A 23,583-nucleotide genomic window follows, 5' to 3' on the forward strand; every position below is an offset into this window, starting at 1 on the left:
GGGTTCAGCTCCCGGCTGCCGCGGGGGTGGGCAGCGTCCAGTCGTACTGGGCGAAGGTGGTGTGGAAGGCGCGCGTCAGGGCGTCTTTGGCCTCTGTCATGCTGGCCGTTCTGTGCAGGCCGCGCAGGTCGTACTCGCGCTGCACGCTGGTCATGTGCGTCTGCGTCAGGCCGCACGGGACGATCAGGTCGAAGTGCTGCAGGTTCGCGTTCACGTTCAGCGCGAGGCCGTGCAGGGCGACGTGCCGCTGCACCGCGACGCCGAACGACGCGATCTTCTGATCGTACGTCAGGCCGTTCACGTCTCTCTCGGTGACGTACACGCCCGCGTAGCCGGGGTTGGGGCGGGCGTCCTCCAGGCCCAGGTCGTGCAGGGCCGTGATGGTCGCCTGTTCGAGGAGGCGCAGGAAGTCCGCGACCCGGCGGCCGACGGGGAAGATGGCGTACGCGACGAGCTGGCCGGGACCGTGGTACGTGACGTCCCCGCCGCGTTCGACGTCCAGCACCTCGATGCCCTGCTGCCGCAGGTAGTCGCGGGTGACGATGATGTTGGTGCCCTCGCGCGCCTTGCGGCCCAGCGTGAGGACGGGTGGGTGTTCCACGAGCAGGAGGGTGGGCGGGGCGTCCCCGGCGGCCACCTGCGCGTGCAGGGTTTTCTGGAGGTCCCAGGCGTCCCGGTACGGCGTCACGCCGAGGTCCCGGACGGCGAAGGGGGAGGCGGTCATGCGGCGATTGTACGTCCGCGTGGGGGCCTTTTAACGTGCCCTGGGCGGGAGTCTGCGCCGTATTGACCACGCCGCGTGGTGAATCCTGCGCCCCGCGCTGGTCGAGCCCGTCCGTACGGCCCGGACGCCCCGCTGGGGCGCTGCGCCATCTGGCTCAGGGCAGGCTCGGGGGCCGGGCCGTAGGGTGGGGCATGGACCTGGTGCCCCCCGACGAACAGTTCAAGACGAGCTTCCTGGACGCCGTGCGCGAGGCGCAGGCCACCGGCAGCGGCCTGGGCGACACCCTCAGCTTCGACGTGGCCGACATGGACCGCGACTTCCCGGCCTTCCTGGCGCACCTGCGCCGCTTCGAACCCGGTCACGCCCTCCCCGAGGGCTTCGTGCACTCCGAGTACCTGTGGCTGGTGGACGGCGACACGTACCTGGGCCGCGCCAGCATCCGCCACACCCTGAACCCTCGCCTGCGTGAGTTCGGCGGTCACATCGGCTACGAGGTCCGCCCCGCCGCCCGCCGCCAGGGGCACGCCACCCGCATCCTCGCCGGATCGCTGCGCCGCGCCCGGCAACTGGGCATCGAGTCGGCCCTCGTGACCTGCGACGCGGACAACACCGGCTCGCGCCGCACCATCGAGAAATGCGGCGGCGTGCTGGAAGGGCAGTTCGTGGTGCCCGACCACCCCAAACCCATCCTGCGCTTCTGGGTGCCCACCGCCCCAGCCTGATACGGGATGGAAGTGACTCGCCTCCAACGCGACCGCGTTCCGTTGTCCCCTCTCCCCCTGTGGGAGAGGGAGGGACTCGCAGAGCTGCGCAGCTGAGGAGCGAAGCGACGGAAGGGTGAGGGGGCCACCGAGCGACTCCAAATGACGTGGAATCACTTGACTCGCCGCCTGAATGCCGGAGGGGGACCGCCTGCCATCACGCAGCGGTCCCCCTCCGGTCTGGGGCGGTCAGGCTTCGCGCAGTTCGGTCGCCTTCCCGTCCATGTGCCGGGCGAGGTCCTCCAGCGCGTCGGCCTGCGCGGCGGGCGCGTCGCCGGTGTCTGCCAGTTGCTCGGCGACCGCCTCGCCGATGCGGGTCAGGGCGCTCAGCTGCTGCGGGGAATCCTCCAGGTTGCCCAGCCGGTGCACCAGCTGCTCGCCCGCCTCGCCCAGCACCTGCGCTTCCTCGCTGGCGCTGAGGATCTGCAGTCCGGCAACCTGTCCGTGGAAGGCCTCGCTGACGCGCTGCAGTTCCCCCAGCTGTTCCAGGGTGGTCGTCTGCGCGCGGGCCGCCTGGAGGATCAGGTCCAGGGTGTCCACCTGCTGCCGGACGCGGCGGCGAAGGGCGTCCAGTTGCGCGGCACTCACGTCGCTGACCGGCAGGCGGGTCACCTCGTCGAGCGCCTCGGTGACCAGGGCGTCCAGGGTCTGCGCGGCGGACACCTGCGCCTCGCCGCTGTCCAGGATGCGTTGCAGCGCGCCGATGTGCTCCTGACGGCCCGGCTCGTCGCTCAGGGGCAGGTCCCGCAGCTGCGCGGAGGTCAGGTGCAGCACGTCGCGCAGCGCGTCGGTGGCGGCCAGTCCCTCGCGGCCCGCCTGGATGATCGCGTTCAGGGCGGCGTTCTGTGCCCACCCGGCCGCGCCGACGTGCTGGCGCGCGCGGACCTCGGCGACGCGGCGGCGCTGCGCGAGGGAGGCCTCCTGCACCTGGGCAAGTTGCGGGGAGCTGCCTTCGTGACCGGTCATGAGGAGTAGGATCGGGGTTTCTGTCCCGCATGAAGGTGAGGTAAAGACGATTCGTGGCGCCGGTCACCCGCCACTGCCGCACTTGCCGCGAGCAGGGCCGCCCCGTATACTCCTAAAGTTCGGTCGTCTGCCCAGGCGACCAGTTCATCAGGAGCACGAACGTCTCTGCCCGCAGACAGCGGGACGGTGGGACGGTCCGCTGCCCGAAGGAGCAAACCATGCAGCACGCAATCAAAGTGAACCGTGGCGCCATCCTGCGCGCCGTCGAGCAGCCCCACCTGAAGGCCGACCTGCCCGAATTCCGCCCCGGCGATACCGTCCGCGTGGAAACGAAGGTCGTCGAAGGCAACCGCACCCGCAACCAGGCCTTCGAAGGCGTCGTCATCGCCATCAACGGCGCGGGCAGCCGCAAGAGCTTCACCGTCCGCAAGATCAGCTTCGGTGAAGGCGTGGAGCGCGTGTTCCCCTTCAACAGCCCCCTGGTCGCCAAGATCGCCGTGCTGGAGCGCGGCAAGGTCCGCCGCGCCAAGCTGTACTACCTGCGCGAACTGCGCGGCAAGGCTGCCCGCATCAAGAGCGACCGCAGCCGCGTGATGAAGGACGCCGCCGCGAAGGCCGCCGCCAAGAGCGCGGAGTAAACCCCCACGCCAGCGCGCCGCCCCCAGTCCCGGGGCGGCGCGCTCCTGTATACGCACTCCTTTTTAACAGACGCCTCCCGCCCGACCCGCTACCCTGGGGGCGTGACCCCCACCGCGCTGCTCGCCCTGGACCTCGACGGCACCCTGCTCGACGCCGCCGGGCAGCCCGCGCCGGGACTGATCTCCGAACTGCTCGGTTGGTCCGAGGCGGGCGCGCACGTGGCGGTCATCACGGCGCGGGGCGGTAAGACCCCGCTGATCAACGGGTGGCCGCTGCACTCCGTGTCCCGCTGCTACGGCGCGTGGCTGCAGACCGCCGACACCGTCCGCTGGAGCCGCACGCTGCCGCCCGCCACCCTGCAGATGGCGATGGCCCGGCTGAACCGCTGGGAGCTGAACACATCCGGGGGCGGGACGATCCTCGTGACCGAGGACCCCCGTGACCTGCTGCGCAGCAGCGATCCCAGTTTTGCCGCGCAGTGGCGCGAGGCGCGAGGCGTCCTGAAACTCGCGCACGGGCAGCCCGACGCCGCCCGCCTGGACGAGGTGCAGGCGCAGTGGTCGCTGCTGCCGGGCGTGAAGGTCATCCGTGAGCGGCGCGACCGCCTCGCGCTGGTCCGCGCGGACGCCTGCAAGGGCTCGGCAGTGCAGGCGCTCGCCGCGCAGCTGGGCGTGCCGCGCGGGCGGATCATCGTGGCGGGGGACGGCTCGGCGGACGCCGCGATGCTGCCGCACGCCGGGACGTTCATCCGGGTCGGGAACCACCCGGCGCTGGCGGGCGCCACGCACCACGTCCCTGCCCCGCAGGACCTGCCGGGGCTGCTGGGCGCCCTGCGGGCAGAGCGTCTGTTCACGCTTCAGGGGCAGCGCGGCACCTGAGCCTCGCGGCGGCGCGGGTGCCGTTTACAGTGACGCACGCGGCCTGACCCCTGTTCCACGTCAGGGAACGGCGGGTGGCCGCGCCGGAGGTGAAGCTGTGCAGAGGCAACCCGGACGTGAGCAACCCGGACGTGCGCGCGGCCCGCAGGACCGCCGGGACGGAAGCGGACCTTATACGGATTCCGTTTGTTTCGTTCACAACCCGGCAGGGCACCGGGTTGCCAACTCCACGCCCGGAACCCGTTTCGCTCCTGCTCGCTCTGCTCGGGTTGAAAGTTTTTGCAAACCTTTCAACCGGAGTCCGTATGACCCGGTGAGCGCTTGACCCCCGCCCCGGTGACCGGCCGCGCCGCGCCGCTGTGGGCGGCGGCTGCGGGGCTGCGCCGCACGGGGTTCCTGCCGCCCCGCGCGCCACTGCTGACCCTGCCGGGTCCGTTCGGTGCGCTGGCGGACCTGATTCCCGCGCTGGCCGACGCGTACGCTGCAACCGGCGTGCGCTCCATGATCCGCGAGGCCGCGCACACCTGGCCTGCCGACCTGACCCGGCAGGCCGACGCCCTGAGTCCGGACGAGCGGGACGCGCTGCTGTCGGTCACGGCGATCCTGATGCACCTGTACCGTTGGGACGCCGTGCCCGTCCACCTGGACCGCTTCCACGAGGTGCCGGACTTTCCCGGCGCGCTGGCGGGCCTGTTCCGGCACCTGAGCGCCGCGCGGGGCCTGCCGCCCTGCGGGGCGCTGTACACCCTGAAATACCTCAACTGGCGCAGCCCGGACGCCGCGCCCGGCGCCCCGTTCGACGCGGCGACCCTGCACGCCGGGAACGTCCGCATCGCGCGGTCCTGGCAGTCGGGCGAGGCGGGCGAGCAACTGGACCTGTGGATCCAGACCTTCGTGCTGGCCGAGGCGCGCGGGCAGGCCGTCCTGGTGGCCGGACTGGACGCCGTGCAGGCCGCGCACGAGCACGACCGGGACGCGCTGTCGGGCGCGCTGGAGGCCCTGCACCACGCGATCCGCGCCGTGGCCCGCGAGATCAACGTCTTCACGCGCTTCCACGTGATCCGCACGGACCTGTGGCGCGTGCTGACCCAGCCCACCTTCGGGTGGGGCCTGACCGAACACGGCACGCTGCTCGAGGGCGCCAGCGGGCTGCACCTGGGCGCCACGCAGTTCGCGGACCTGACGCTGGGCGTGCCGTTCAGCGGCCCGCTGGGCGCGGCGCTCCTCGCGTCCCGCGCGTACCTGCCGCCCGGGCAGCGCGCCCTGCTGAGCGCCTGGGACGCCCATCACGGCGACGTGCGCGCCGCCGTGCAGGCCTGGGGGGACAGCCGCGCGCGCGACCTGTACGGCGCCTGCCTGCAGGACATGGAACGCTGGCGCGTCAGCCACCGCGAGCGCGGCGCGGCGTACCTGCGCGGCGACGGCCGCCCGCACGTGATGGCCTCCACCGGCACGCAGTTCGAGGCGGGCGTGCCGCACGATCAGGCCTTCCGTGACCTGATGACCACCCGCGTGGACGACACCCGCTCCCGGCGCCTCGGCCCGGACGGCGACTGACCCCGACGGCGTCCGGGCCGACGACGAAGAGGTCGGCCTGCGGGTGTTCCCCACGGGCCGACCTCTCCCGGCACAGTCAGTTGCTGTTGCCGCTGCCGTCCGGGGAGGGCGCGATCAGGGGGGACGGGGTGGCGTCCGTGGCGGGGGCCTCGCCCTGGCCCAGCAGGGCGCGCAGTTCCTCGATCACGGCGCGTTCCCTGTCGTTCACCTGCTCGCCGCCGATCCCGAGGAAGCCGCCTTCCTTCGCGGCGCCCGCGGTGCGTTCGGCCACGTTGATCAGCATGGCGCGGTAAGCGGCGGCGTCCTCGGGGCTGGCCTTGGCGGACACGAGCCACGCGGCCTGACGCACGCCTTCCAGGCTCTGCGCGCGGGCCTCGTCCATGTTCCGGGCGCGTTCCTGGTGCGGCATGGCCTGCGGGTCGGGCGCGGTGCCCAGCAGGTCGGCGGCCATGGCTTCCAGCAGCGGCGTGCGGCTCTGCGCGCTGACGCTCTCGCGTACTGCCTGTCCGATGGCCTGCGCCTCGGCGACCAGTCCGGTCAGGCCGCTGGGGCTGGCGGCGACGACCGCCGCGCCGGCCCGGCCGGGACCGGTCATGACCTTGAACCACTCGTCTGCCGTGAAGTTGTCCTTGATGCTCATGCCTCCAGGGTACGGGCCGGGCGGCGGGGCGGTGTTCGGCGTTCATTCACGCTTGGGCAGGGCGCTCAGGTCGAAGCGGACCTGCTCGGTGTCCTCCCGGACGCTGACCGGGTCGGCCTCCAGCCCGTGCGAGCCGAACATGCCCCCGGCTGCGCCGCTGGCCCCCAGCGGATCATGGGTGCGCTCGTCCGGGGGGATCAGGGGTTTCATGCGCAGGGCCAGCACGATCAGGACGACGGGCAGCACGATGAAGATCAGGAACGCGATCATGGGGGCCTCCGGCGCGCGTCGGGGTGGGGGAGGGGCGCCCGAGCATCCTGGCACGTTCAGGCGTCGCTGGGGGGCAGCGTCCAGCCGGTGCGGGCCGCCCACTCCTGCGCTCCGGCAATGATCAGGTCCATGACGGGGTCCTTGACGGCGTAGTAGGCGTCCACGTCGCGTGGGTGCAGCCGGGCAAGCTGCACCTTCACCTCGCCGTACGCAGCGGCGGCGAGTGGGGCAGCGCGCAGGAAGTCGCGCATCAGCAGCGGGTAGCGGTGGTTGAAGCGGCCCACCTCGCGCACATGCACGTGGACCTGCCCGGCGCGGCTGGCGTACGCCTTGCGCAGCTCGGCGGGGTCCAGGCTCAGCCCGGGCGGGAGGTGATCCGAGGTGACGGCGGGGCGCGGCTCGTAGCCCAGGGCCGCCAGGGTGTCCAGCAGGGCGGGCGCCGCGTTCAGGTCACCCAGGCCGATCTGAAGGTCGGTCACGTCCTTGGCGGGCAGGCCGGGCACGGCGGTCGAGCCGATGTGGTGCAGGTGCGCGCCGGGCGGCAGGTGGGGGCGGATGGCGGCGGCCAGGGTATGGAAACGTGCCGCCCAGTGGGGACCGGGCGGCACGACGCGGATGACCTTCATGGCGTTCAGCGTACGGGGTCAGCAGGGCGAGGGTTCGGTCGGTGCGGGGGTGGGGGGCGCCCAGGTGGGTCTTGGCCCAGCCGTCGATGGCGTCGATGACGCTCTGGAGTTCCAGGCCAGCCGGGGTGAGGCTGTAGACGCTGCGGGCGAGTTTGCCGTGGCTGTCCTCGGTGCGTTTGGTGATCAGCGTCAGGGTTTCGAGGTGTTCGAGGCGCTGCGTGAGGGTGGCGCTGTTGCAGCCGCCGACGGCGCGGGCGAGTTCGTTAAACCCTTTTTCACCGTTCAGCAGGGCGCGGACGATGTGCAGCACCCATTTCTCCTGCAACACCCCGATGGCCCGGTAGACCGGGCAGAAACCAGTGTGTTCAGTGCTCATGCCCAGAGTTTACACTGCGGGACTGACCAGATCATGACGAAAGACACACCGCTTGACTTTTCAAAGCACTGGGGTTAACCTTCCGGCATGACTGCCACGACCCCCAAAGTGCTCGACATCAAGGAAGCCATCGAAACCCGCCGCAGCATCCGCAAGTACGTCCAGGAACCCATGAACCAGGACGACCTGCACGAGATCCTGCGCCTCGCCAGCCTGGCCCCCAGCGCCTGGAACGCCCAGACCTGGCGCTTCGCCGTCGTGCAGGACGCCGCCATCAAGCAGCAGCTCCAGGACGCCGCCTACGGCCAGGGCCAGGTCACGAACGCCCCCGCCGTCATCGTCGTCTACAGCGACATGGAAGACACCCTCGCCACCGTCGAGGAAACCGCGCACCCCGGCATGGGCGAAGCGGGCCGTACCGGCCAGCGCAACACCTTCGACGGCGTGTTCGGCGCCCAGCCCGTCGCCCAGCGCGGCCAGTGGGGCCTGAGCCAGGCGAACATCGCCTTCGGCTTCCTGATGCTCGCCGCCCGCGGCCTCGGCTACGACACCGTGCCCATGCTCGGCTTCGACCCCGCCAAGGTCAAGGAGATCCTCGGCCTGCCCGAGCACGTCCAGTTCGCCGGTCTGCTCCCGGTCGGCAAGCGCGCCGAGGACGGCTTCCCCCACCACCGCCACAGCGTCGAGCGCATCACCAAGTTCTACTGATTCACCTCCCGGTGTCGGGCCCGCGCGCGCGGGCACACCGGACCTCAGGCCGCCCCCACCGGGGCGGTTTTTTCACATTCCCCCTGTCCCCAGGCAGGTACTGCACCCGGCGCGCCGGGCGGGCTGATATTCCACAGACAGGCAAAGCCCTACAATGTGGAGCGCATGAAAAACAACCTTCTCCTGATCGGCGCGGCGCTGACCCTCAGCAGCTGCTCCATGATCCTGGGCCCCTCCACCGTGGACGTCACCGTCATCGGCGTGAACGACTTCCACGGCAACCTGCTGCCCACCAGCTTCCGCGTGCCCGACCCCGCCGACCGCACCAAGACCCTGACCGTCCAGGCCGGCGGCGTCGAGGCCATCGGCGGCATCCTCGCCGAGGCCCGCCGCACCAACCCCAACACCGTCTTCGTCGGCGTGGGCGACATGACCGGCGCCAGCCCCCTGATCAGCGGCCTGCTGCGCGACGAACCCACCATCGACGCCCTGAACGGCCTGGGCATGGCCGTCAATGTCGTCGGCAACCACGAATTCGACTACGGCTTCGCCGAACTGATGCGCTACCAGAAGGGCGGCTGCAACAGCAACGACGCCGCCAAGGCCTGCAAATTCAACAACACCTTCGAAGGCGCCAAGTTCCCTTACATCGCCGCGAACGTCATCGACGAGAAGACCGGCCAGCCCGTCCTGCCCGCCTACAAGATCGTGCAGGTCGGCAAGGCCAAGGTCGCCTTCGTCGGCGCCGTCCTGAAGGACACCCCCACCGTCGTCACGCCCGCCGGTGTCGCCGGACTGAAATTCGAGGATGAAGTGAGGAGCATCAACGCCGCCATCCCCGCCATCAAGCGCATGGGCGCCGACGCCATCGTCGCGCTCGTCCACCAGGGCGGCACCAGCAAGGACGCCTTCGACGTCGTGGACTGCAAGACCCTCACCGGCCCCATCGTGGACGTCGCCAGGGGCCTCGACCCCGCCGTCAGCGCCATCATGACCGGCCACACCCACCGCGGCTACAACTGCCTGGTGCCCGGCCCCGACGGCAAGGACCGCATCGTCATCCAGGGCGACGCGCTGGGCCACCTGCTGCAGCGCATCGACATGACCGTCGACACCCGCGCCAACCGCGTCACCGCCATCCGCGCCAGCAACGTCGTCGTGGACGCCGCCAAGGCCCCCAAGGACGCCGCCATGACCGCCCTGGTCCAGAAGGCCAAGGGCCTCACCGACCCGATCTCCAAGACCGTCATCGCCACGCTGGGCGTCGAGCAGATCAGCCGCACCGCGGGCACCAACGGCGAGAGCCCCCTGGGCCGCGTCATCGCCGACAGCCAGCTGGCCGCCACCGCGCCCGCCAGCAAGGGCGGCGCCGTCATCGCCTTTATGAATCCCGGCGGCATCCGCGCCGACCTGCCCGTGAACGTCCCCAACCCCAGCAAGCAGGTCACGTACGGTGACGCGTTCACCGTGCAGCCCTTCGGGAACATCCTGACTGTCATCACCCTGACCGGCGCGCAGATCAAGGAAGCGCTCGAGCAGCAGTTCGACAACCCCTCCGCCGGCAGCAACCGCATCCTGCAGGTCAGCAAGGGCTTCACGTATACCTGGGACAACGCCAAACCCAAGGGCGAGAAGGTCAGCGACATCCAGCTGAACGGCCAGGCCATCGACCCCGCCGCCAGCTACCGCGTCGTCGTGAACAACTTCCTCGCCGACGGCGGCGACGGCTTCACCGCCTTCGCCAAGGGCACCAGCCGTCTCGGCGGCGACCTGGACATCGACGCCTTCCGCGCGTTCCTGACGAGCACCACCGTCAGCCCCGACACCACCGAACGCATCAAGCGCCTGAACTGAACCCAGCCGCAGGAGCACCGGAGGCCGCCCAGTGCGGCCTCTTCTTCGTATCCGCGACTTCATACGGGATTCAAGTGATTCCACATCATTCGGAGTCGCCCGGTGGCCCCCTCACCCTTCCGTCGCTTCGCTCCTCCCTCCCTCTCCCACCAGGGGAGAGGGGAAAATGGAACGCGATCACGGTGCAAGCAAGTCAATTTAATCCCGTATCAGGCCTCCTGCACCCCGCCACCCCCGACGCGCCACTCGCGGGTGGCAACCCGTTCCACCAGCCGCCGGTCATGACTGGCGAGCAGCACCGTGCCCGGAAAGTCCAGCAGCAGCGCCTCGAGCGCCTCGATGGCCCGGACGTCCAGGTGGTTGGTGGGTTCGTCCAGCAGCAGTACCTGCGCGCGCGTGACCCGCAGCCGCGCGAGGCTCAGGCGCGTCCGCTGCCCGCCCGACAGACCTGCGAGGGGGAAGGCCGGGCCGCCCGGCACCTCCAGCGCCGCCGCGACCTCGTGCAGCTGGTGCGGGGTCAGCAGGGGATTGGCGTCCAGCAGCGCGTCCCCGACCGTCTCCAGCCCGCGCAGGTCCTCGCCGTGCTGCCCGACCAGGCTGACGGTCAGGCCCGCGCCCCACGTCACCGACCCCCCGTGTGGCAACCCGCCCAGCAGGGCGCGCAGCAGCGTACTCTTGCCGCCTCCGTTCGGGCCGGTCAGCGCCACCCGGTCCCCCCGGCGGACGTGCAGGGTCACGCCGGACAGCACCACCCCGGAGTCGCGCGCCACGCTCAGGTCGCGGACGGTCAGCACCTCCAGCGGTCCCGGTGGTACGGGCGGCAGCGTCAGCCGCAGCGTCCGCGCGTCCCGGAACGGTTTGTCCGGTGCCTGCACGTCCATCCGTTCGATCTGCCGCTCCATGGCCCGCGCGCGGTTCGAGAACAGCACCTGCGCCCGCCCCGCCTTGTGCGACGACAGGAACTTGTCGTTGTCCCGCGCCCGCGAGCGGTTCTCCTCGACGCTGCCCCGGCTGCTCAGGCGGCGGCGTTCCTCGTCCAGCGCCGCGCGCCTGCGGCGGTACGCCTCGAAATCGCGGGCCTGCGCCTCACGGAGCGTCGCCTTCAGCGCCATCGCTTCCGAATAATTGCCGGGGTACACGCTCAGCGATCCGCGTTCCAGTTCCGCCACGCCGGTCGCCACCTCATCTAGGAACGCCCGGTCGTGACTCGTCAGCACGAACGCCGCGTCGGACGCGCGAATCCAGTCGCGCAGCCACGCCGCCCCCTCTGCGTCCAGGTGGTTCGTCGGTTCGTCCAGCAGGTACACGTCCGCCGGGGCCAGCAGCAGCGCCGCCAGCAGCACCCGCCGCGCCTGCCCGCCCGACAGCCGGTCCGCGCGCGCCCCGCCGTCCAGGCCCAGCCCCGCCAGCACCGCCGAAGCCCGCCCCGCGAAGTCGTACCCACCCGCGAGCCGGTAGGCCTCCTCGGCGTCCGCGAAGGCCAGCAGCGCCGCCTCCGACCCGTCCGAGAGCGCCGCCGAGGCCGCGTCGAACGCCAACTGCGCCTCGGCCAGTGCCGGGGGCGTGACAGCCTCCAGCACCGATCCGCCCAGCGCCTGCGCCTGCGCCAGCAGCGCCACGCGGCCCGGGCGCGTCACCACGCCCGCATCCGGCGCGTCCAGCCCCGCCAGCACGCGCAGCAGCGTGCTCTTGCCACTGCCATTCTCCCCGACCAGCGCCAGCCGTTCCCCGGCCCCCACGGTCAGCTCCACATCCGAAAACACCACACGGTCCGCGAACGAGCGCGCGACCCCACTCAACATCAGCATCAGTTCATCCCCCTGACGGGACAGGCCAGCCCACACGTGGCAGGCGGCAACTCGGAACACGGCAGTCAGGGGTTACAGACGCAAGACAGGGAATCCTTTGAATGAACAGAGGGCCGGAACAGCCGGGCCACCCCGGCGATCACGTCGCACCGTAGCACTCGCCCCCACCGGCAGACATGCGCCGGGTGGCCTACCGCGCCGCGCCCACCGCTATCATGAGCGGCAATGACGGTTCCACCTGTGACCCCCGCCCTGCCCGACACGACCCGCGCCCGCATCCAGCAGGAGGCCGCGCGGCTGTTCGTCCAGAGCGGCTACCACGGGGTCAGCATGCGCGAGGTCGCCCAGGCCGTCGGCGTGACCAAACCCGCCCTGTACCACCACTACGCCGACAAGGAAGCGCTGTTCCTCGCGATGCTCGAAGGTACCCTGGCCGGCCTGAGCCGCCTCGTGCAGGCCGCGAACTCCCAGGTGGGTATCCGCCTGCAGCTCGACACCCTGGTCTACGAACTGCTCGCCAGCGCCCCCGAGCAGCGCGTCGGGCTGCAACTCGCCAGCGAACTGCGCCACGTCACCCCCGCGCGCCGCGCCGCCTTCGAACAGGAGTACCGCCGCGTCTGGGTCGGCGGACTCTCCCGCCTGTTCGAGGACGCCGCCGCGCGCGGAGAACTGCGCGGCGACCTGCCCCCCGCCATGCTGGCCCGCGCGTTCCTCGCGATCACCTACCCCCTCGTGACCGGCGCGCCCCACCCCCGACCCGCAGGGCGCCGCCCGCGCGCTGCTGGCCGTGTTCCTCGACGGCGCCACCGCCCGCTGACCCACCTCCTCGCCATGCCCGCGGCACATGAAGAATCCCCCCCGCTTGACCGGCACCGGCACTTCGGGGAACATGACACTCGGCGCGCCGCACGGGCGCGGAAGTAGGGTTACTACCCCCAACGGCATCCTGGACGTGCGTGGCAGCGTCCGCTTTTCTGTTTCGCGGAGTGACACAATGGAATCACTGTTCGGCTGGATCACCCAGCCTGAAGCGTGGCTGGCGTTCGGTACGCTGCTGCTGCTCGAAGTCGTGCTCGGTATCGACAACGTCATCTTCATCTCGATCCTGGCCGGGAAGCTCCCGCCGGAGCAGCGCCAGCGCGCCCGGACCATCGGCCTGCTGGCCGCCATGCTCATGCGCCTGGGCCTGCTGTTCTCGATCAGCTGGATCTACAGCCTGAAAACCGACCTGTTCACCCTGTTCGGCATGGGCTTCTCCGGACGGGACCTGATCCTGATCTTCGGCGGTCTGTTCCTGCTCTACAAGGCCGTCAAGGAAATGCATGAGCAGCTCGAAGGCCCCGGCGCGCACGAGGGGACCCCCACCGCCGGGAAGGTCGCGGGCGCGAACTTCGCCGCGATCATCGGGCAGATCATGATCCTCGACATCGTCTTCAGCCTCGACAGCGTCATCACCGCCGTCGGCATGGCCGACGACATCGGCGTGATGGTCGCCGCCGTCGTCGTGACCGTCCTGATCATGCTCGTCGCCGCGCGCCCCATCGGGGACTTCGTGCAGGCCCACCCCACCGTGAAGATGCTCGCCCTGGCGTTCCTGCTCCTGATCGGCGTGAACCTCATCGCGGACGGCTTCGGCTTCAAGATCCCCAAGGGCTACACGTACTTCGCGATGGGCTTCGCGATCGCCGTGGAACTCCTGAACCTGCGCATGCGGCGCGGCAAGGCCGTGCAACTGCACGAGACGAACCGCCACCCCGACGCGGGCTGACCCGCCCCCATGGAAGCGCCCCACCGCTGTGCAGGTGGGGCGCTCTGCGTTCATGCCGTTGGCAGACGCCGTTCAGGGGCGCGCCGGGTACTCCAGCGCCACCCGGAACCTCCGGCGGTTGTCCGGTTCGCCGTACGCCAGCAGCGGTCCACGGTCATCCTCCACCCACGCGTGACTCAGGAGCTGCCCACCCTGACGCGCCACCCCGCTGACGAACACCGCCGGGTGCCCCAGACGCCGCAGCGCCCGGTACGTCGCGTAAGCGCGCGGCAGGCACACCCCCGCGCGCCGCTGCCGTGGGTGCAGCAGGTACGTCACGAGGCGCACGCAGCTGATCACGTCCAGTTGCGCCTCGGGCGGCAGGTGAACGGGACGGGCCTGCGGGCAGGACGCGAGGTGCCCACGGGGGTCCCCGCCGCGCCGCACGGCCCACACCGCCCACAGCACGGCACGCAGGGCGCCCGGCAGGCGGCGCAGCAGCGCCGGAACGCGGCCCGCCCGCTTGCGCAGGTGCAGGAAGCGCAGATCGGTCCGCAGGCCATCGCGCCGCATGGCCGCCTGAATCCGGGGGCGGGTCACGTCCGGACGCAGGTCCTGCTGCGGCCCCGGACTGCACAGGTCCCGGAACGCCCCCCAGGTGGCCGAAGCGCCGATCCGGTGGGCGTGGGCGTCCAGTTGCCCGTCCGTCAGGCGGTGGCGGGTGCGCAGCAGGTGCAGGTCCAGCAGGTCCGCGCCCTTCAGGCCGCCCCGGTCCCCGCCCCAGCTGCGTCCCAGGGCGAGCACCACCACCACCTCGTCCAGAGGATGGGGGCGCAGCACTGTCAGGTCCTCCCACGCCGTGGGTCTGGCCCGCTGCCACAGGCCGCGCGTGATCGCCGCCGCGCGCGCCGCGCCCGCGTAGGTGTTCGAGGGCATGAACCGGTGAACGTCCAGGCGCGCCAGCCCGCCCGGACTGAGCAGGTGCGCCGTCTCGTGATTCCAGTGCTGCGGGCGGGCGTGCAGCCCGTCGCTGCGCCACCCGCGCGCCAGGGCCAGATGCACGGCGCGCGTGACGACCTCCGGGTCGGGGGGCAGCAGCAGGTCCACGTCCCCGTAGAAGCGCTCCGCCGGGGAGTCGTACTCGAATTCCGCCAGGGCGAAGCCCTTGAACAGCAGCGCCGGAATCCCAGCCGCCGCCCAGGCGCGCAGCAGGTCCCGCACCTCGGCCCGGATCTGCTGGTGGCGCAGCGCGAGGTGCGCGGCGTCCTCGCGCAGCGCGCCGCGCCAGGGGTGATCGCGGGGCAGGCGGGCGCGCAGGGCGCCGCCCAGTCCAGCCTGACGGGCGGCGCGGAGCATCGCGGGGGTCAGCTGTTCGGGTGGGAGGGTCAGGGCTCCCTGCAGGTCAGCGTGGGCGTCGGTGCGGGGGCCTGGGCCTGACAGGGCTGGGCCTGACAGGGCTGGGCCTGACGGGGCAGGGCCGGACATGTGGCGGTTCAGGCCTGCGCGTGCTGGGTCTGGGTCTGTTCGTCCAGGGCAGCGATCTCGTCGGGGCTCAGCTGGTAGCGTTCGCCGCACCAGTGGCAGACGATCTCCTGGCCGCCCGATTCGATCATCTCCTGGCGTTCCTCGACGCTGAAGAACTTCAGGCTGTCCGCGGCGCGCCCCCTGGAGCAGCGGCACTCGAAACGCGCACTCTGCGCGTCGGGCGCGAGCTGCAGGTCCAGACCCTCGGTGGCGCGGCTGATGGCCTCCAGCAGGCCGCCGCGGCGGAGGTTGTCGGTGATCTGCCCCATGGCGCGGATGTTCGCCTCCAGCTTCCCGAGGGTCTCGTCGGTCACGCCGGGCATCGCCTGGATCAGCAGGCCGCCGGCGTGCGCCACCCGGCCACCTTCCTCGTACACGCCGAGCAGCACGGCGTTCGGGATCTGTTCGGACACGCCCAGGTAGGTGCTGACGTCCTCGGCGATCTCGCCGCTGACCAGCGTGGCGCTGCCGGTGTACGGCTCGCCGTTGTCGAGCAGGCGGGTCACGGCGATCTCGCCGTCGGTGCCGACGATGCCGCTCACGTCCAGTTTGCCGTCGCGTTCACGGATGGGCAGGTCGGCGTCGGGGTGGCGGACGTAGCCGCGCACGCGCCCGTCGGTGCTGCCCTCGGCGACGATCCAGCCGACCGGGCCGCCGCCCTCGACGCGCAGGTTCACGCGGCTGTCGTTCTTCTTGCCCAGCACGACGGCCAGCAGGAGGCTGGCGGTCAGGGTGCGGCCCAGCGCGGCGGTGGCGGTCTTGGACAGGCCGTGGCGGACGCGGGCGTCCTCGGCGATGCGGGTGGCGTCCATGCCGACCAGTCGCAGGGTGCCCTGCGCCGCCGTGCCGCGCAGGATGAAGGAATCGGGAATCGGGGCAGTCATCCCGACACCTTACCCGCTGCGCCCCGTGTGGGCTGTGCAGGGACTCTCAATCCGGCGGGCCTTCCGTGCGGAGCAAGAGTGACCCCAGGTCGTCTCCGCGGTGGGGACGGACGTGATTTGTCACGCTGTTCCCCGTGCGGTACCTTCAGGCTTCTGGCGGGAACTTCTCACCTGCCGTTCCTAACATGAGAGGCCATGACGACCCGGATGGGACGCCCTGCACGCCAGCGTGCGCGGCCTCCCGCTGACCCCACCTCCTCTGCGCCGCCTCCGTCAGTCCATCCGCGTCCCGCCCCGCCAGTGACCGGGAAACGTCACCGTTTTCCGCCCCAAGGAGTCCGCATGAAGAACAAGACCCTCAGCGCCGTGGCGCTCGCCACGCTGTCCCTCACGCTCGCCGCCTGCAACAACAAGCAGGCGGGCGGCGCCGCCAGCACCCTGGTCATCCAGCAGTCCGCCGACATCCCCACCCTGGACCCCGGCACCACCTACGACACGTCCAGCGGTCAGGTCGTCGAGAACATGTACGAAACGCTCGTCGGCTACCAGGGCAACAACATCACCGAGGTCGTCCCGGTGCTCGCCACCGAGTGGCAGGCGTCCAACGGGGACCGCGAGTACCGCTTCACGCTGCGTGAAGGCGTGAAGTTCCACAGTGGCAACGACTTCACCTGCGCCGACGCCGAGTACACCTTCCGCCGCAACCTCGTGACGAACACCGCCGACAGCGGCAACTGGTTCCTGTCCGAGAGCCTGCTGGGCACCCCCAGCAACGCCAACGACGACAAGAGCGTCACCTGGGCCAAGATCAGCAGCGCCGTCAAGTGCGACGGGAAAACCCTGGTGTTCACGCTGCCCGCCGTCGACCCCGCCTTCCTGACCAAACTGGCGTACATCGGCCAGGGCATCGTCGACAGCAAGCACGCCAAGGAAATCGGCGAGTGGGACGGCACCGAAGCCACCTGGAAGGACGCCGTCGGCAAGGACCTGATGGGCAGCGCCCTGAGCAAGCAGCCCAGTGGCACCGGCGCGTACAAACTCCAGGGCAGCGACGCGAACGCCACCACCCTGACCGCCTTCGACGGGTACTGGGGCGAGGACAAACCCAAGATCACGAACGTGATCCTGCAGAAGGTCCCCGAGCAGGCCGCGCGCATCCAGGCGTTCCTGAAGGGCGACGCCGACTTCATCGAGGAGGGCGGGCGCCCCATCATCAGCGCGCAGCTGACCGGCAAGCCCGGCGTCTCCGTGATCGACGACCTGCCCAACACCACCGCGTCCGGCTTCAGCATGAACCAGCAGATCGCGGCGGGCAGCGGCGCCATCGGCAGCGGGAAACTGGACGGCCAGGGCATCCCGGCGGACTTCTTCAAGGACGCCGACGTGCGCCGCGGCTTCGTGGCTTCCTTCGACGTGCCCACGTACATCGATCAGGTGCAGGAAGGCAAGGGCGCGCCCCGCAACTTCCTGCTGCCCGACTCCTTCCCCGGGTACGACAGCAACCTCGAAGCGGCGCAGTTCGACCCTGAACTCGCCAAGGCCGCCTTCCAGCGCGCCTGGGGCGGTCAGGTGTGGGACAAGGGCTTCACGGTCAGCATCTCCTACCGCGCCGGTTCGCAGACCCAGCAGACCGCCATGGAACTGCTGAAGAAGAACGTCGAGGCGCTGAACCCCAAATTCCGGGTGAACATCGTCGCCAAGGAATGGAGTGAACTGATCGACTCCAAGAACGTGCCCAAGGAAGCCATGGTGCTGGGCGGCTGGGCACCCGACTACGCCGATGCGGACAACTTCGTGTCCACCTTCTACGCCAGCAACGGCTACTACGGGCCGCGCCTGAACGCGAACGACGCGCAGATGGACACCTGGATCAAGGAAGCCCGCAGCACCACCGACGTGGCCCGCCGTGACGAACTGTACGCGCAGATCGCCAAGCGCGCCCTGGACGAGGCGTACTACATCGTGATGCCCGCCAGCCCCACGGTGTTCACGTACCGTGACAACATCCAGGGGATCAGCGACGCGACCTTCAACCCCATGATCGCCTTCACCAGCGGCACGTACTGGAAGAACCTCAGCAAGGAGTAATAAGGACTCCGGTTGAAAGGTTTGCAAAAACTTTCAACCCGAGCGGAGCGAGTAGGAGACAAACGGGTTCCGGGCGTGGAGTTGGCAGATCGGTGATTTTCCGATCTGTTAACGAAACAAACGGAATCCGTATAATCTCCGCTGATTCACGGCACCGCCTCGGCCACTCGGCTGAGGCGGTGTTCGCTGCGTGCGGGCTATGCTGCGCGCATGCTCGACGCCGAGACCCTCGAAGCCGGTTCCACGCGCCCCATCACGCTGCTCCTCGTGGACGACCACCCGGTCGTGCGCAAGGGCACCCGCGAACTGCTCGAAAGCGAGGCGGACCTGCGCGTGGTCGGCGAGGCGGGCAGCGGCGAGGAAGCCATCCTGCGCGCCCGGGAACTCACGCCGGACGTGATCCTGATGGACGTGAGCATGCCCGGCATGAACGGCATCGACGCCACGCGCGCCATCAAGGCCGAGCGGCCCGGTGTGGGCGTGCTGGTGCTGACCAGCTACGACGACGACGCGTACGTGTTCGCGCTGCTGGAGGCGGGCGCGGCCGGTTACCTGCTGAAGAACGCTTCCGAGGACGACCTGCTCGGCGCCGTGCGCGCCGTCGCCGCCGGGGAAAGCGCGCTGCACCCCAGCGTGGCGAAGAAGGTCCTGGAGCGCTTCAGCACCCACACCACCCCCACGCCCCCCGAGGACGACCTCAGCCCCCGCGAGCTGGAGGTGCTGCGCGTGGCCGCCACCGGCCGCACCAACAAGGAGATCGCGCGGGACCTCGACATCAGCCCCCGCACCGTGCAGGTGCACCTGGCGAACATCTTCAGCAAGCTGGGCGTCGGCAGCCGCACCGAGGCGGTCCTGTACGGCATCAAGCGCGGCTGGATCGACCCGAAGAACCTGTAAGCGCGGTGTCCGAGGCTATCCCGCCGTTCCCGCAGACCCTCTCGCAGGCGTCCAGTGTGGCCGCGTTCGCGCGGGACCTCGCCGCGTACGCCTGCCCGGTCCTGCACGCGCACGGCGTCCGCGTGTGGGTCGTGCAGGACGCCGCCCTGACCCCCGTCGCCGAGGAGGGTCGCGGCCTGGCCCTCAGTGACGGCACGCTGGCGCACGAGGCCCTGACCGTCGGCACCCTGCTGGAGGACGGCATGCTCTCGGCGTTGCCCTTCGGCTGCGGCGTGCTGGAGGCCGTGGGCGCCAGTCCCGACGGGCTGCGGGCGCTGCTGGGCGCCGCGCCGCTGCTGGCCCTGGCGGTCGAGGGCGTGCAGGCCCGCGAGGCCCGGCGCGGGCACGGCCGCATCGCCGAGACGGTCGAGGGCCTCGTGCGGAGACTGGGCGGCAGCCTGGACCTCGCGGAGGTGCTGACCGTCACCGCGCAGAGCGCCGCGCTGGCCCTGGGCTTCCGCCGGGCGTTCGTGGCGCTGTTCAGCGAATTCCAGGAGGGGGGCCGCGCCCGCACCGGCGAGGTCTACACGCACGGCTTCGACGAGGAATTCCGCGGCGGGATCGGCGTCGGTCCCGTCACCTTCGAGGCGCTCGTGCAGCGCGGCGAGGCGATCCGGTTCGAGCGGCCGCGCGACGCGGGCAGCCCGCTGGCGCAGGGCCTGCTGGAACTCGACCCGCACGCCGCCGTCATCGCGCCCCTCTCCGCGCGCGGGCAGGCGCTGGGGCTGCTGTACGTGGACACCCAGCAGCCCGGCTCCAGCGCCAGCGAGGACGACGCCCGGCTGGTCCTCGCGCTGGCCGAGCAGGCGTCCCTGGCGATCGACAACGCCCGCCTGTACGCCCTGGAAACCCGCAAGCGCGAGGCCGCCGAGGCGCTGCGCGAGGCCGGCGCGGCCCTGGCGGGCAGCCTGCACCTGAGCGACACCCTGACGCGCGTGCTGGAACGCGCGGCGACGCTCTTCCACGCGGATGCCGCCGCCGTGTACGAACGCCAGCCCGACGGGCGCACCGTGAGCATCCGTTCCGCCGTGGGCCTCCCGAACGAGTACCTGCTGCGCGTGCGCGCCAAGGTCGGGCTGGGCGTCACCGGGCGCGCCATCGCCGAGTGCCAGCCGGTCGCCGCGCGCGACCTCACCCAGGCGCATTACGGGGGCAGCAGCCGCTACACCCGGCAGCTGCTCGCCGCCGGGCGCTACCCGTACCGGGGTGTGATCAGCCTGCCCCTGACCACCCGCGCGGGGGTGTTCGGCGCGCTGACCCTGTACTGGCAGAACGAACTGCCCCTGGACGCCGACGATCAGGCGCTGGCCGCCGTGTTCGCGTCACAGGCGGGCCTCGCCATCGAGAACGCCCGCCTGTACGAGGAGGAACTGCGCCGCGAGAACGAGGCCGCGCTGCTGCTGAACCTGGGCCGCATGCTCGGCGAGGACCAGAGCGACGCCGCGCTGGCCGACGCGGCGCGGCTGGTCACGCACGCCATGAACGCCGCGCGCGGCCTGATCGCCCTGACCGACGATCAGGGTGCATTCACCCGCTGCGCCACGTACAACCTGCACGTCCCCCCGCAGAGCGACCTGCACGCCCTGGCCGCGCAGCTGGGCCGCGGCGCACGCGCCCTGACCCGCCGCTACACCCTGGCGGTCGCGGGCAGCGGCCTGATCGTCCCGCTGCGGGCCGAGACGCAGGGCGAACGCGGCGAGGACACCCTGCTGGGCTTCCTGTACCTCGACGACCCCGGCACGGACCCACCCGGCGAACACCTGCTGGCCCTGGCCCGCAGCGTCGCCGACCAGATCACCCAGACCCTCGTGCGTCAGCGCCTGCTGACCGAACTGGAACGCCAGGAGGCCCGCTACCGCCAGCTGGCCGAGGGCGCCCACGACCTGATCATCAGCACCGACGCGGGCGGGACCATCACGTACGCCAACCCGGCCGCGGGGACGCTGCTCGAACCGCTGACCGGCCCGCTGCCCGGCGCGAACTTCCTCGACCTGCCCACCCCCGATACCCGCCCCGCCCTGCGCGCCGCGTGGGCCAGCGCCCGCCGGGCCTCACGCGGGAGCCGCACCGAGATCCAGATCGGCCCGCACCGGCTGGAACTGCGCGTGGGCGTCATGGACGGCGGACGCGGCGTCCTGACTGTCGGGCGCGACCTCTCGGAACTCCAGACGCTCGCCGACGAGATCGCCCGGCGCGGACAGGCGCTGGAAGCCGCGACCAGCCGCACCGTCGAGATGCGGACCTTCCTGACGCTGTTCACGCAGGCGCAGGAGGAGGAACGCCGCCGCATCAGCCGCGAACTGCACGACGACACCGCCCAGGTCCTGACCGCCACCACCCGCCGCGTCGCCCGGCTCGCCCGCGAACTCCAGGGGCCGCAGAAGGACCGCGCCGACGACATCCTCGCCGACCTGAACGCGGCCATCGACGGCGTGCGCCGCTTCGCCCGCAACCTCCGCCCCAGCGTGCTGGACGACCTGGGCCTGCTGCCCGCCCTGGAGTGGCTGGCCACGCAGGCCGCCACGCCCACCCGCCTGGAGGTCAGCGGCCAGGAACGCCGCCTGGACCCGGCCACCGAACTCACGCTGTTCCGCCTGTCGCAGGAGGCGCTGAACAACGTGGACAAGCACGCCGGGGCGGCCAGTGCCGCCATCCGCGTGGCGTTCCAGGCGGGGCACGTGCAGGTCGCCATCCGCGACGACGGGCAGGGCTTCACGACCGATCAGGCGCAGGAACGCGCGCAGGCCGGACACCTGGGCCTGATCGGCCTGCGTGAGCGCGTCGCCCTGACCGGCGGCACCCTGGACGTGGACAGCGGCCCCGGCGCGGGCACCACCCTGACCTTCACCCTGCCCGGCTGACGGCGCATCCGGCTCAGCGGCGCAGCAGGTCCTCGATGGCGTCCGCGAGGTGCTCCGGGCTGAGGTACGCGTCGCCGCGCGCCACGCGCAGCTCATAGGCGCGGCGCAGCACGTCCGCGTCGCGCAATCCCTCGGGCGTCTGGAACTTGTAGCAGGCCAGTTCGACCTTCATGCCGTTCGGATCGCGGAAGTACAGGGAGTCCATGAAGCCCCGGTCGCGTTCCAGTACCTCGATCCCGTGCGCCCGCAGCCGCGCCGGGGCCAGCTGGAAGGTCGCGCGGGACACGTTGAACGCCAGGTGCTCCACGGTGCCCGGTTCGCGCGGCGCGTCCCGCCCGGCGTCCACGCGGCCCTCGTCGGTGAAGACGGTCAGCAGGCGGCCGTCGCCGGGATCGAAGTACAGGTGGTTCTCGGCCGGATTGCCGAGGTTCGGCTGCTCGAACACGAACGGCATGCCCAGCACGCCCTCCCAGAAGTCAAGGGCACTCTGGCGGGTGGAACCGACGATGGTGACGTGATGCAGGCCCTGCACCTGCACCCTGGATTCGCTGCGGGTCATGCGGCAGCGTACCGCGTCAGCCGTAGCGCCTGAGGAAGTCCTCGCGGGGTAGCCACGCCATCTTCGGGGTGTCCTCGCTGGGCGCGCGGGTGGTGCCGTACGCGACGCGCAGCAGCCGGAAGCCCAGCCCGTACCAGCGGGCCGTGGCGGGCGGGAGGTCTAGCAGCGTGAAGCCCGCCTGCGCCAGCGGCGCGTGGAAGAGGGTCACCGCGAACACTGCCTGCGCCTCCTGCAACTCCGGGCGCTCCTGCAGGGCCGCGCCCACGTCGCGCAGGCTGCGCAGGTACGCGCGGTACGCGGTCAGGGCGCTGCGCGAGGCGAGCCCCACGACGCGCGGCGAGTGCAGGTGCAGTTCCGCCGTGTGCGCCGAGCGGGGCAGCGGCAGCGGTGCGGGCGCGTGATCCAGCGGCGCCACGCGCATGACCGCGTCGGCCCGCTGCGCGAGGTCGATCACGCCGTGCTGCCGCGCGAAGCGGTCCTCGACCAGCCGGGTGTAGCCGTGCAGGAACAGGTCGCGGCCCGTCGCGGCGCGCAGGTCCGGCACGTCCCGCACCGGGACCGGGCGGTACCCCAGGCGCTTCAGGTCCGCCAGCACACCGGGCAGCCGGGCGGGGTCCACGGTCAGCAGGGCGCCGGGCGCGGGGGCATCCACGACGGGTGGCAGGGCATGCAGGCCACGCGAGCCCAGTCCGCCCAGGTCCCGCAGGCGCTCCGGGGTACCCCAGGTCGTGACCGGCGCGCCGCCCAGCACGTCCAGCAGAGGGGCACCCGCCGGGTCGCCCAGCCCGCCGAGCTCGTGCCCGGCCAGATCGGCGGGGGCCACAGAGCGGGCTGCGGCGCGGGCCACGGTGGGGGAGAGGAGCAGTGTGGCCTGCACACCTGCCTCCCGTAGTGCGGTCAGAGCGGCCGTCAGGTCACTCGACGAACGCAACGGGACGCTCAGGCCCACGCGGGGATCGCCGGGGTGTCCGGCGTGCCAGGCACCGGCCCAGCCGGATCTCAGGACCATAGAGAGGAGCGCGGAGGAGGCCATAGACGTTCACCCTAGCGCGGCGGGCGGCGAACATGAGACCCGCCACCGGAGCGGGTCCGGAACGTGAGGTCGATTTCTGAGCCTACTCTCATGTCCGGCGTCGTATGCTCCTCTCTAGTGATGCTTCAGGAATTCTTAAACTTT

At 71.1% G+C, this 23,583-nt stretch carries 21 protein-coding genes and 1 pseudogene; 11 read left to right on the forward strand and 11 right to left on the reverse strand.

All coding sequences use genetic code 11. The features are described 5' to 3' along the window. Positions 1-4 precede the first annotated feature (4 nt). Entirely contained in the window at positions 5-724 is a 720-nt protein-coding gene (lipB, locus tag EXW95_RS15055) for a lipoyl(octanoyl) transferase LipB (RefSeq protein ID WP_174368125.1), read from the reverse strand. A 191-nt stretch (positions 725-915) separates the two neighbouring features. Between lipB and EXW95_RS15060 the strand changes: the two genes are divergently transcribed. Then, a complete protein-coding gene (locus EXW95_RS15060; protein WP_174368126.1) occupies positions 916-1,446 on the forward strand; it encodes a GNAT family N-acetyltransferase in 531 nt (176 codons plus the stop codon). Positions 1,447-1,674: 228 nt separating this feature from the next. Here the strand turns inward: EXW95_RS15060 and EXW95_RS15065 are convergent, their stop codons facing one another. Next, positions 1,675-2,451 (reverse strand): hypothetical protein, encoded by a 777-nt coding sequence (locus tag EXW95_RS15065; RefSeq protein WP_174368127.1) that lies wholly within the window; start codon positions 2,449-2,451, stop codon positions 1,675-1,677. A gap of 218 nt (positions 2,452-2,669) precedes the next feature. On the opposite strand from EXW95_RS15065, the gene rplS reads away from it, so the two are divergent. From rplS to EXW95_RS15080, 3 genes are all read left to right on the forward strand, one after another. Then, positions 2,670-3,089, forward strand: coding sequence for a 50S ribosomal protein L19 (gene rplS / locus EXW95_RS15070; protein ID WP_174368128.1), 420 nt, complete (start codon positions 2,670-2,672; stop codon positions 3,087-3,089). A gap of 102 nt (positions 3,090-3,191) precedes the next feature. Then, entirely contained in the window at positions 3,192-3,968 is a 777-nt protein-coding gene (locus EXW95_RS15075) for an HAD hydrolase family protein (protein WP_174368129.1), read from the forward strand. Between the two features lie 321 nt (positions 3,969-4,289). Then, positions 4,290-5,525 (forward strand): hypothetical protein, encoded by a 1,236-nt coding sequence (locus EXW95_RS15080; protein WP_174368130.1) that lies wholly within the window; start codon positions 4,290-4,292, stop codon positions 5,523-5,525. A gap of 76 nt (positions 5,526-5,601) precedes the next feature. Here EXW95_RS15080 and EXW95_RS15085 read toward each other — a convergent pair whose 3' ends face one another. The 4 genes and pseudogenes from EXW95_RS15085 to EXW95_RS15100 all read right to left on the reverse strand — a co-directional run. Continuing rightward, positions 5,602-6,165, reverse strand: a complete 564-nt coding sequence (locus EXW95_RS15085) for a hypothetical protein (RefSeq protein ID WP_174368131.1) — start codon at positions 6,163-6,165, stop codon at positions 5,602-5,604. Positions 6,166-6,207: 42 nt separating this feature from the next. Continuing rightward, positions 6,208-6,435 carry a hypothetical protein gene (locus tag EXW95_RS15090; protein WP_174368132.1) on the reverse strand — a complete coding sequence of 76 codons (228 nt, stop codon included), beginning with the start codon at positions 6,433-6,435 and terminating at the stop codon, positions 6,208-6,210. Between the two features lie 56 nt (positions 6,436-6,491). After that, on the reverse strand, positions 6,492-7,061 hold the full coding sequence (locus tag EXW95_RS15095) for a GrpB family protein (RefSeq protein ID WP_174368133.1): 570 nt from the start codon (positions 7,059-7,061) through the stop codon (positions 6,492-6,494). A gap of 61 nt (positions 7,062-7,122) precedes the next feature. Then, positions 7,123-7,437 (reverse strand): annotated as a pseudogene (locus EXW95_RS15100) (winged helix-turn-helix transcriptional regulator); the annotation flags it as partial. An 87-nt stretch (positions 7,438-7,524) separates the two neighbouring features. Between EXW95_RS15100 and EXW95_RS15105 the strand changes: the two are divergent. Continuing rightward, positions 7,525-8,145 (forward strand): nitroreductase family protein, encoded by a 621-nt coding sequence (locus EXW95_RS15105; protein WP_062157617.1) that lies wholly within the window; start codon positions 7,525-7,527, stop codon positions 8,143-8,145. A 165-nt stretch (positions 8,146-8,310) separates the two neighbouring features. Continuing rightward, positions 8,311-9,999: a bifunctional UDP-sugar hydrolase/5'-nucleotidase gene (locus EXW95_RS15110; protein WP_174368134.1), complete on the forward strand. Its 1,689-nt coding sequence runs from the start codon at positions 8,311-8,313 to the stop codon at positions 9,997-9,999. A gap of 209 nt (positions 10,000-10,208) precedes the next feature. Here the strand turns inward: EXW95_RS15110 and EXW95_RS15115 are convergent, their stop codons facing one another. Beyond that, positions 10,209-11,867 (reverse strand): ABC-F family ATP-binding cassette domain-containing protein, encoded by a 1,659-nt coding sequence (locus EXW95_RS15115; RefSeq protein WP_371810095.1) that lies wholly within the window; start codon positions 11,865-11,867, stop codon positions 10,209-10,211. A gap of 165 nt (positions 11,868-12,032) precedes the next feature. Here EXW95_RS15115 and EXW95_RS15120 point away from each other — a divergent pair, with 165 nt between their 5' ends. Both EXW95_RS15120 and EXW95_RS15125 read left to right on the forward strand, forming a co-directional pair. Then, positions 12,033-12,731, forward strand: a complete 699-nt coding sequence (locus EXW95_RS15120) for a TetR/AcrR family transcriptional regulator (protein WP_371810096.1) — start codon at positions 12,033-12,035, stop codon at positions 12,729-12,731. 70 nt (positions 12,732-12,801) lie between these two features. After that, the gene (locus EXW95_RS15125) at positions 12,802-13,575 is read left to right on the forward strand and encodes a TerC family protein (protein ID WP_174368135.1); all 774 of its coding nucleotides are present in this window, start codon (positions 12,802-12,804) and stop codon (positions 13,573-13,575) included. 72 nt (positions 13,576-13,647) lie between these two features. Here the strand turns inward: EXW95_RS15125 and EXW95_RS15130 are convergent, their stop codons facing one another. Together EXW95_RS15130 and hslO are read right to left on the reverse strand one after the other, a co-directional pair. Then, on the reverse strand, positions 13,648-14,910 hold the full coding sequence (locus tag EXW95_RS15130) for a lasso peptide biosynthesis B2 protein (protein WP_174368136.1): 1,263 nt from the start codon (positions 14,908-14,910) through the stop codon (positions 13,648-13,650). Between the two features lie 137 nt (positions 14,911-15,047). After that, a complete protein-coding gene (gene hslO / locus EXW95_RS15135; RefSeq protein ID WP_174368137.1) occupies positions 15,048-15,962 on the reverse strand; it encodes an Hsp33 family molecular chaperone HslO in 915 nt (304 codons plus the stop codon). 342 nt (positions 15,963-16,304) lie between these two features. On the opposite strand from hslO, the gene EXW95_RS15140 reads away from it, so the two are divergent. From EXW95_RS15140 to EXW95_RS15150, 3 genes are all read left to right on the forward strand, one after another. Then, entirely contained in the window at positions 16,305-18,050 is a 1,746-nt protein-coding gene (locus tag EXW95_RS15140; RefSeq protein ID WP_174368138.1) for an ABC transporter substrate-binding protein, read from the forward strand. A 210-nt stretch (positions 18,051-18,260) separates the two neighbouring features. Beyond that, positions 18,261-18,947, forward strand: a complete 687-nt coding sequence (locus EXW95_RS15145) for a response regulator transcription factor (RefSeq protein WP_046844446.1) — start codon at positions 18,261-18,263, stop codon at positions 18,945-18,947. 5 nt (positions 18,948-18,952) lie between these two features. Beyond that, positions 18,953-21,847 (forward strand): GAF domain-containing protein, encoded by a 2,895-nt coding sequence (locus tag EXW95_RS15150; RefSeq protein ID WP_174368139.1) that lies wholly within the window; start codon positions 18,953-18,955, stop codon positions 21,845-21,847. Between the two features lie 13 nt (positions 21,848-21,860). Here EXW95_RS15150 and EXW95_RS15155 read toward each other — a convergent pair whose 3' ends face one another. Continuing rightward, entirely contained in the window at positions 21,861-22,406 is a 546-nt protein-coding gene (locus tag EXW95_RS15155; protein WP_174368140.1) for a VOC family protein, read from the reverse strand. A gap of 16 nt (positions 22,407-22,422) precedes the next feature. Further along, complete coding sequence (locus EXW95_RS15160) at positions 22,423-23,415, reverse strand: Sectered polysaccharide deacetylase (protein ID WP_174368141.1); 993 nt, start codon at positions 23,413-23,415, stop codon at positions 22,423-22,425. Positions 23,416-23,583: the final 168 nt, after the last annotated feature.

The organism is Deinococcus sp. JMULE3, assembly GCF_013337115.1.
Classification (GTDB): Bacteria; Deinococcota; Deinococci; order Deinococcales; family Deinococcaceae; genus Deinococcus.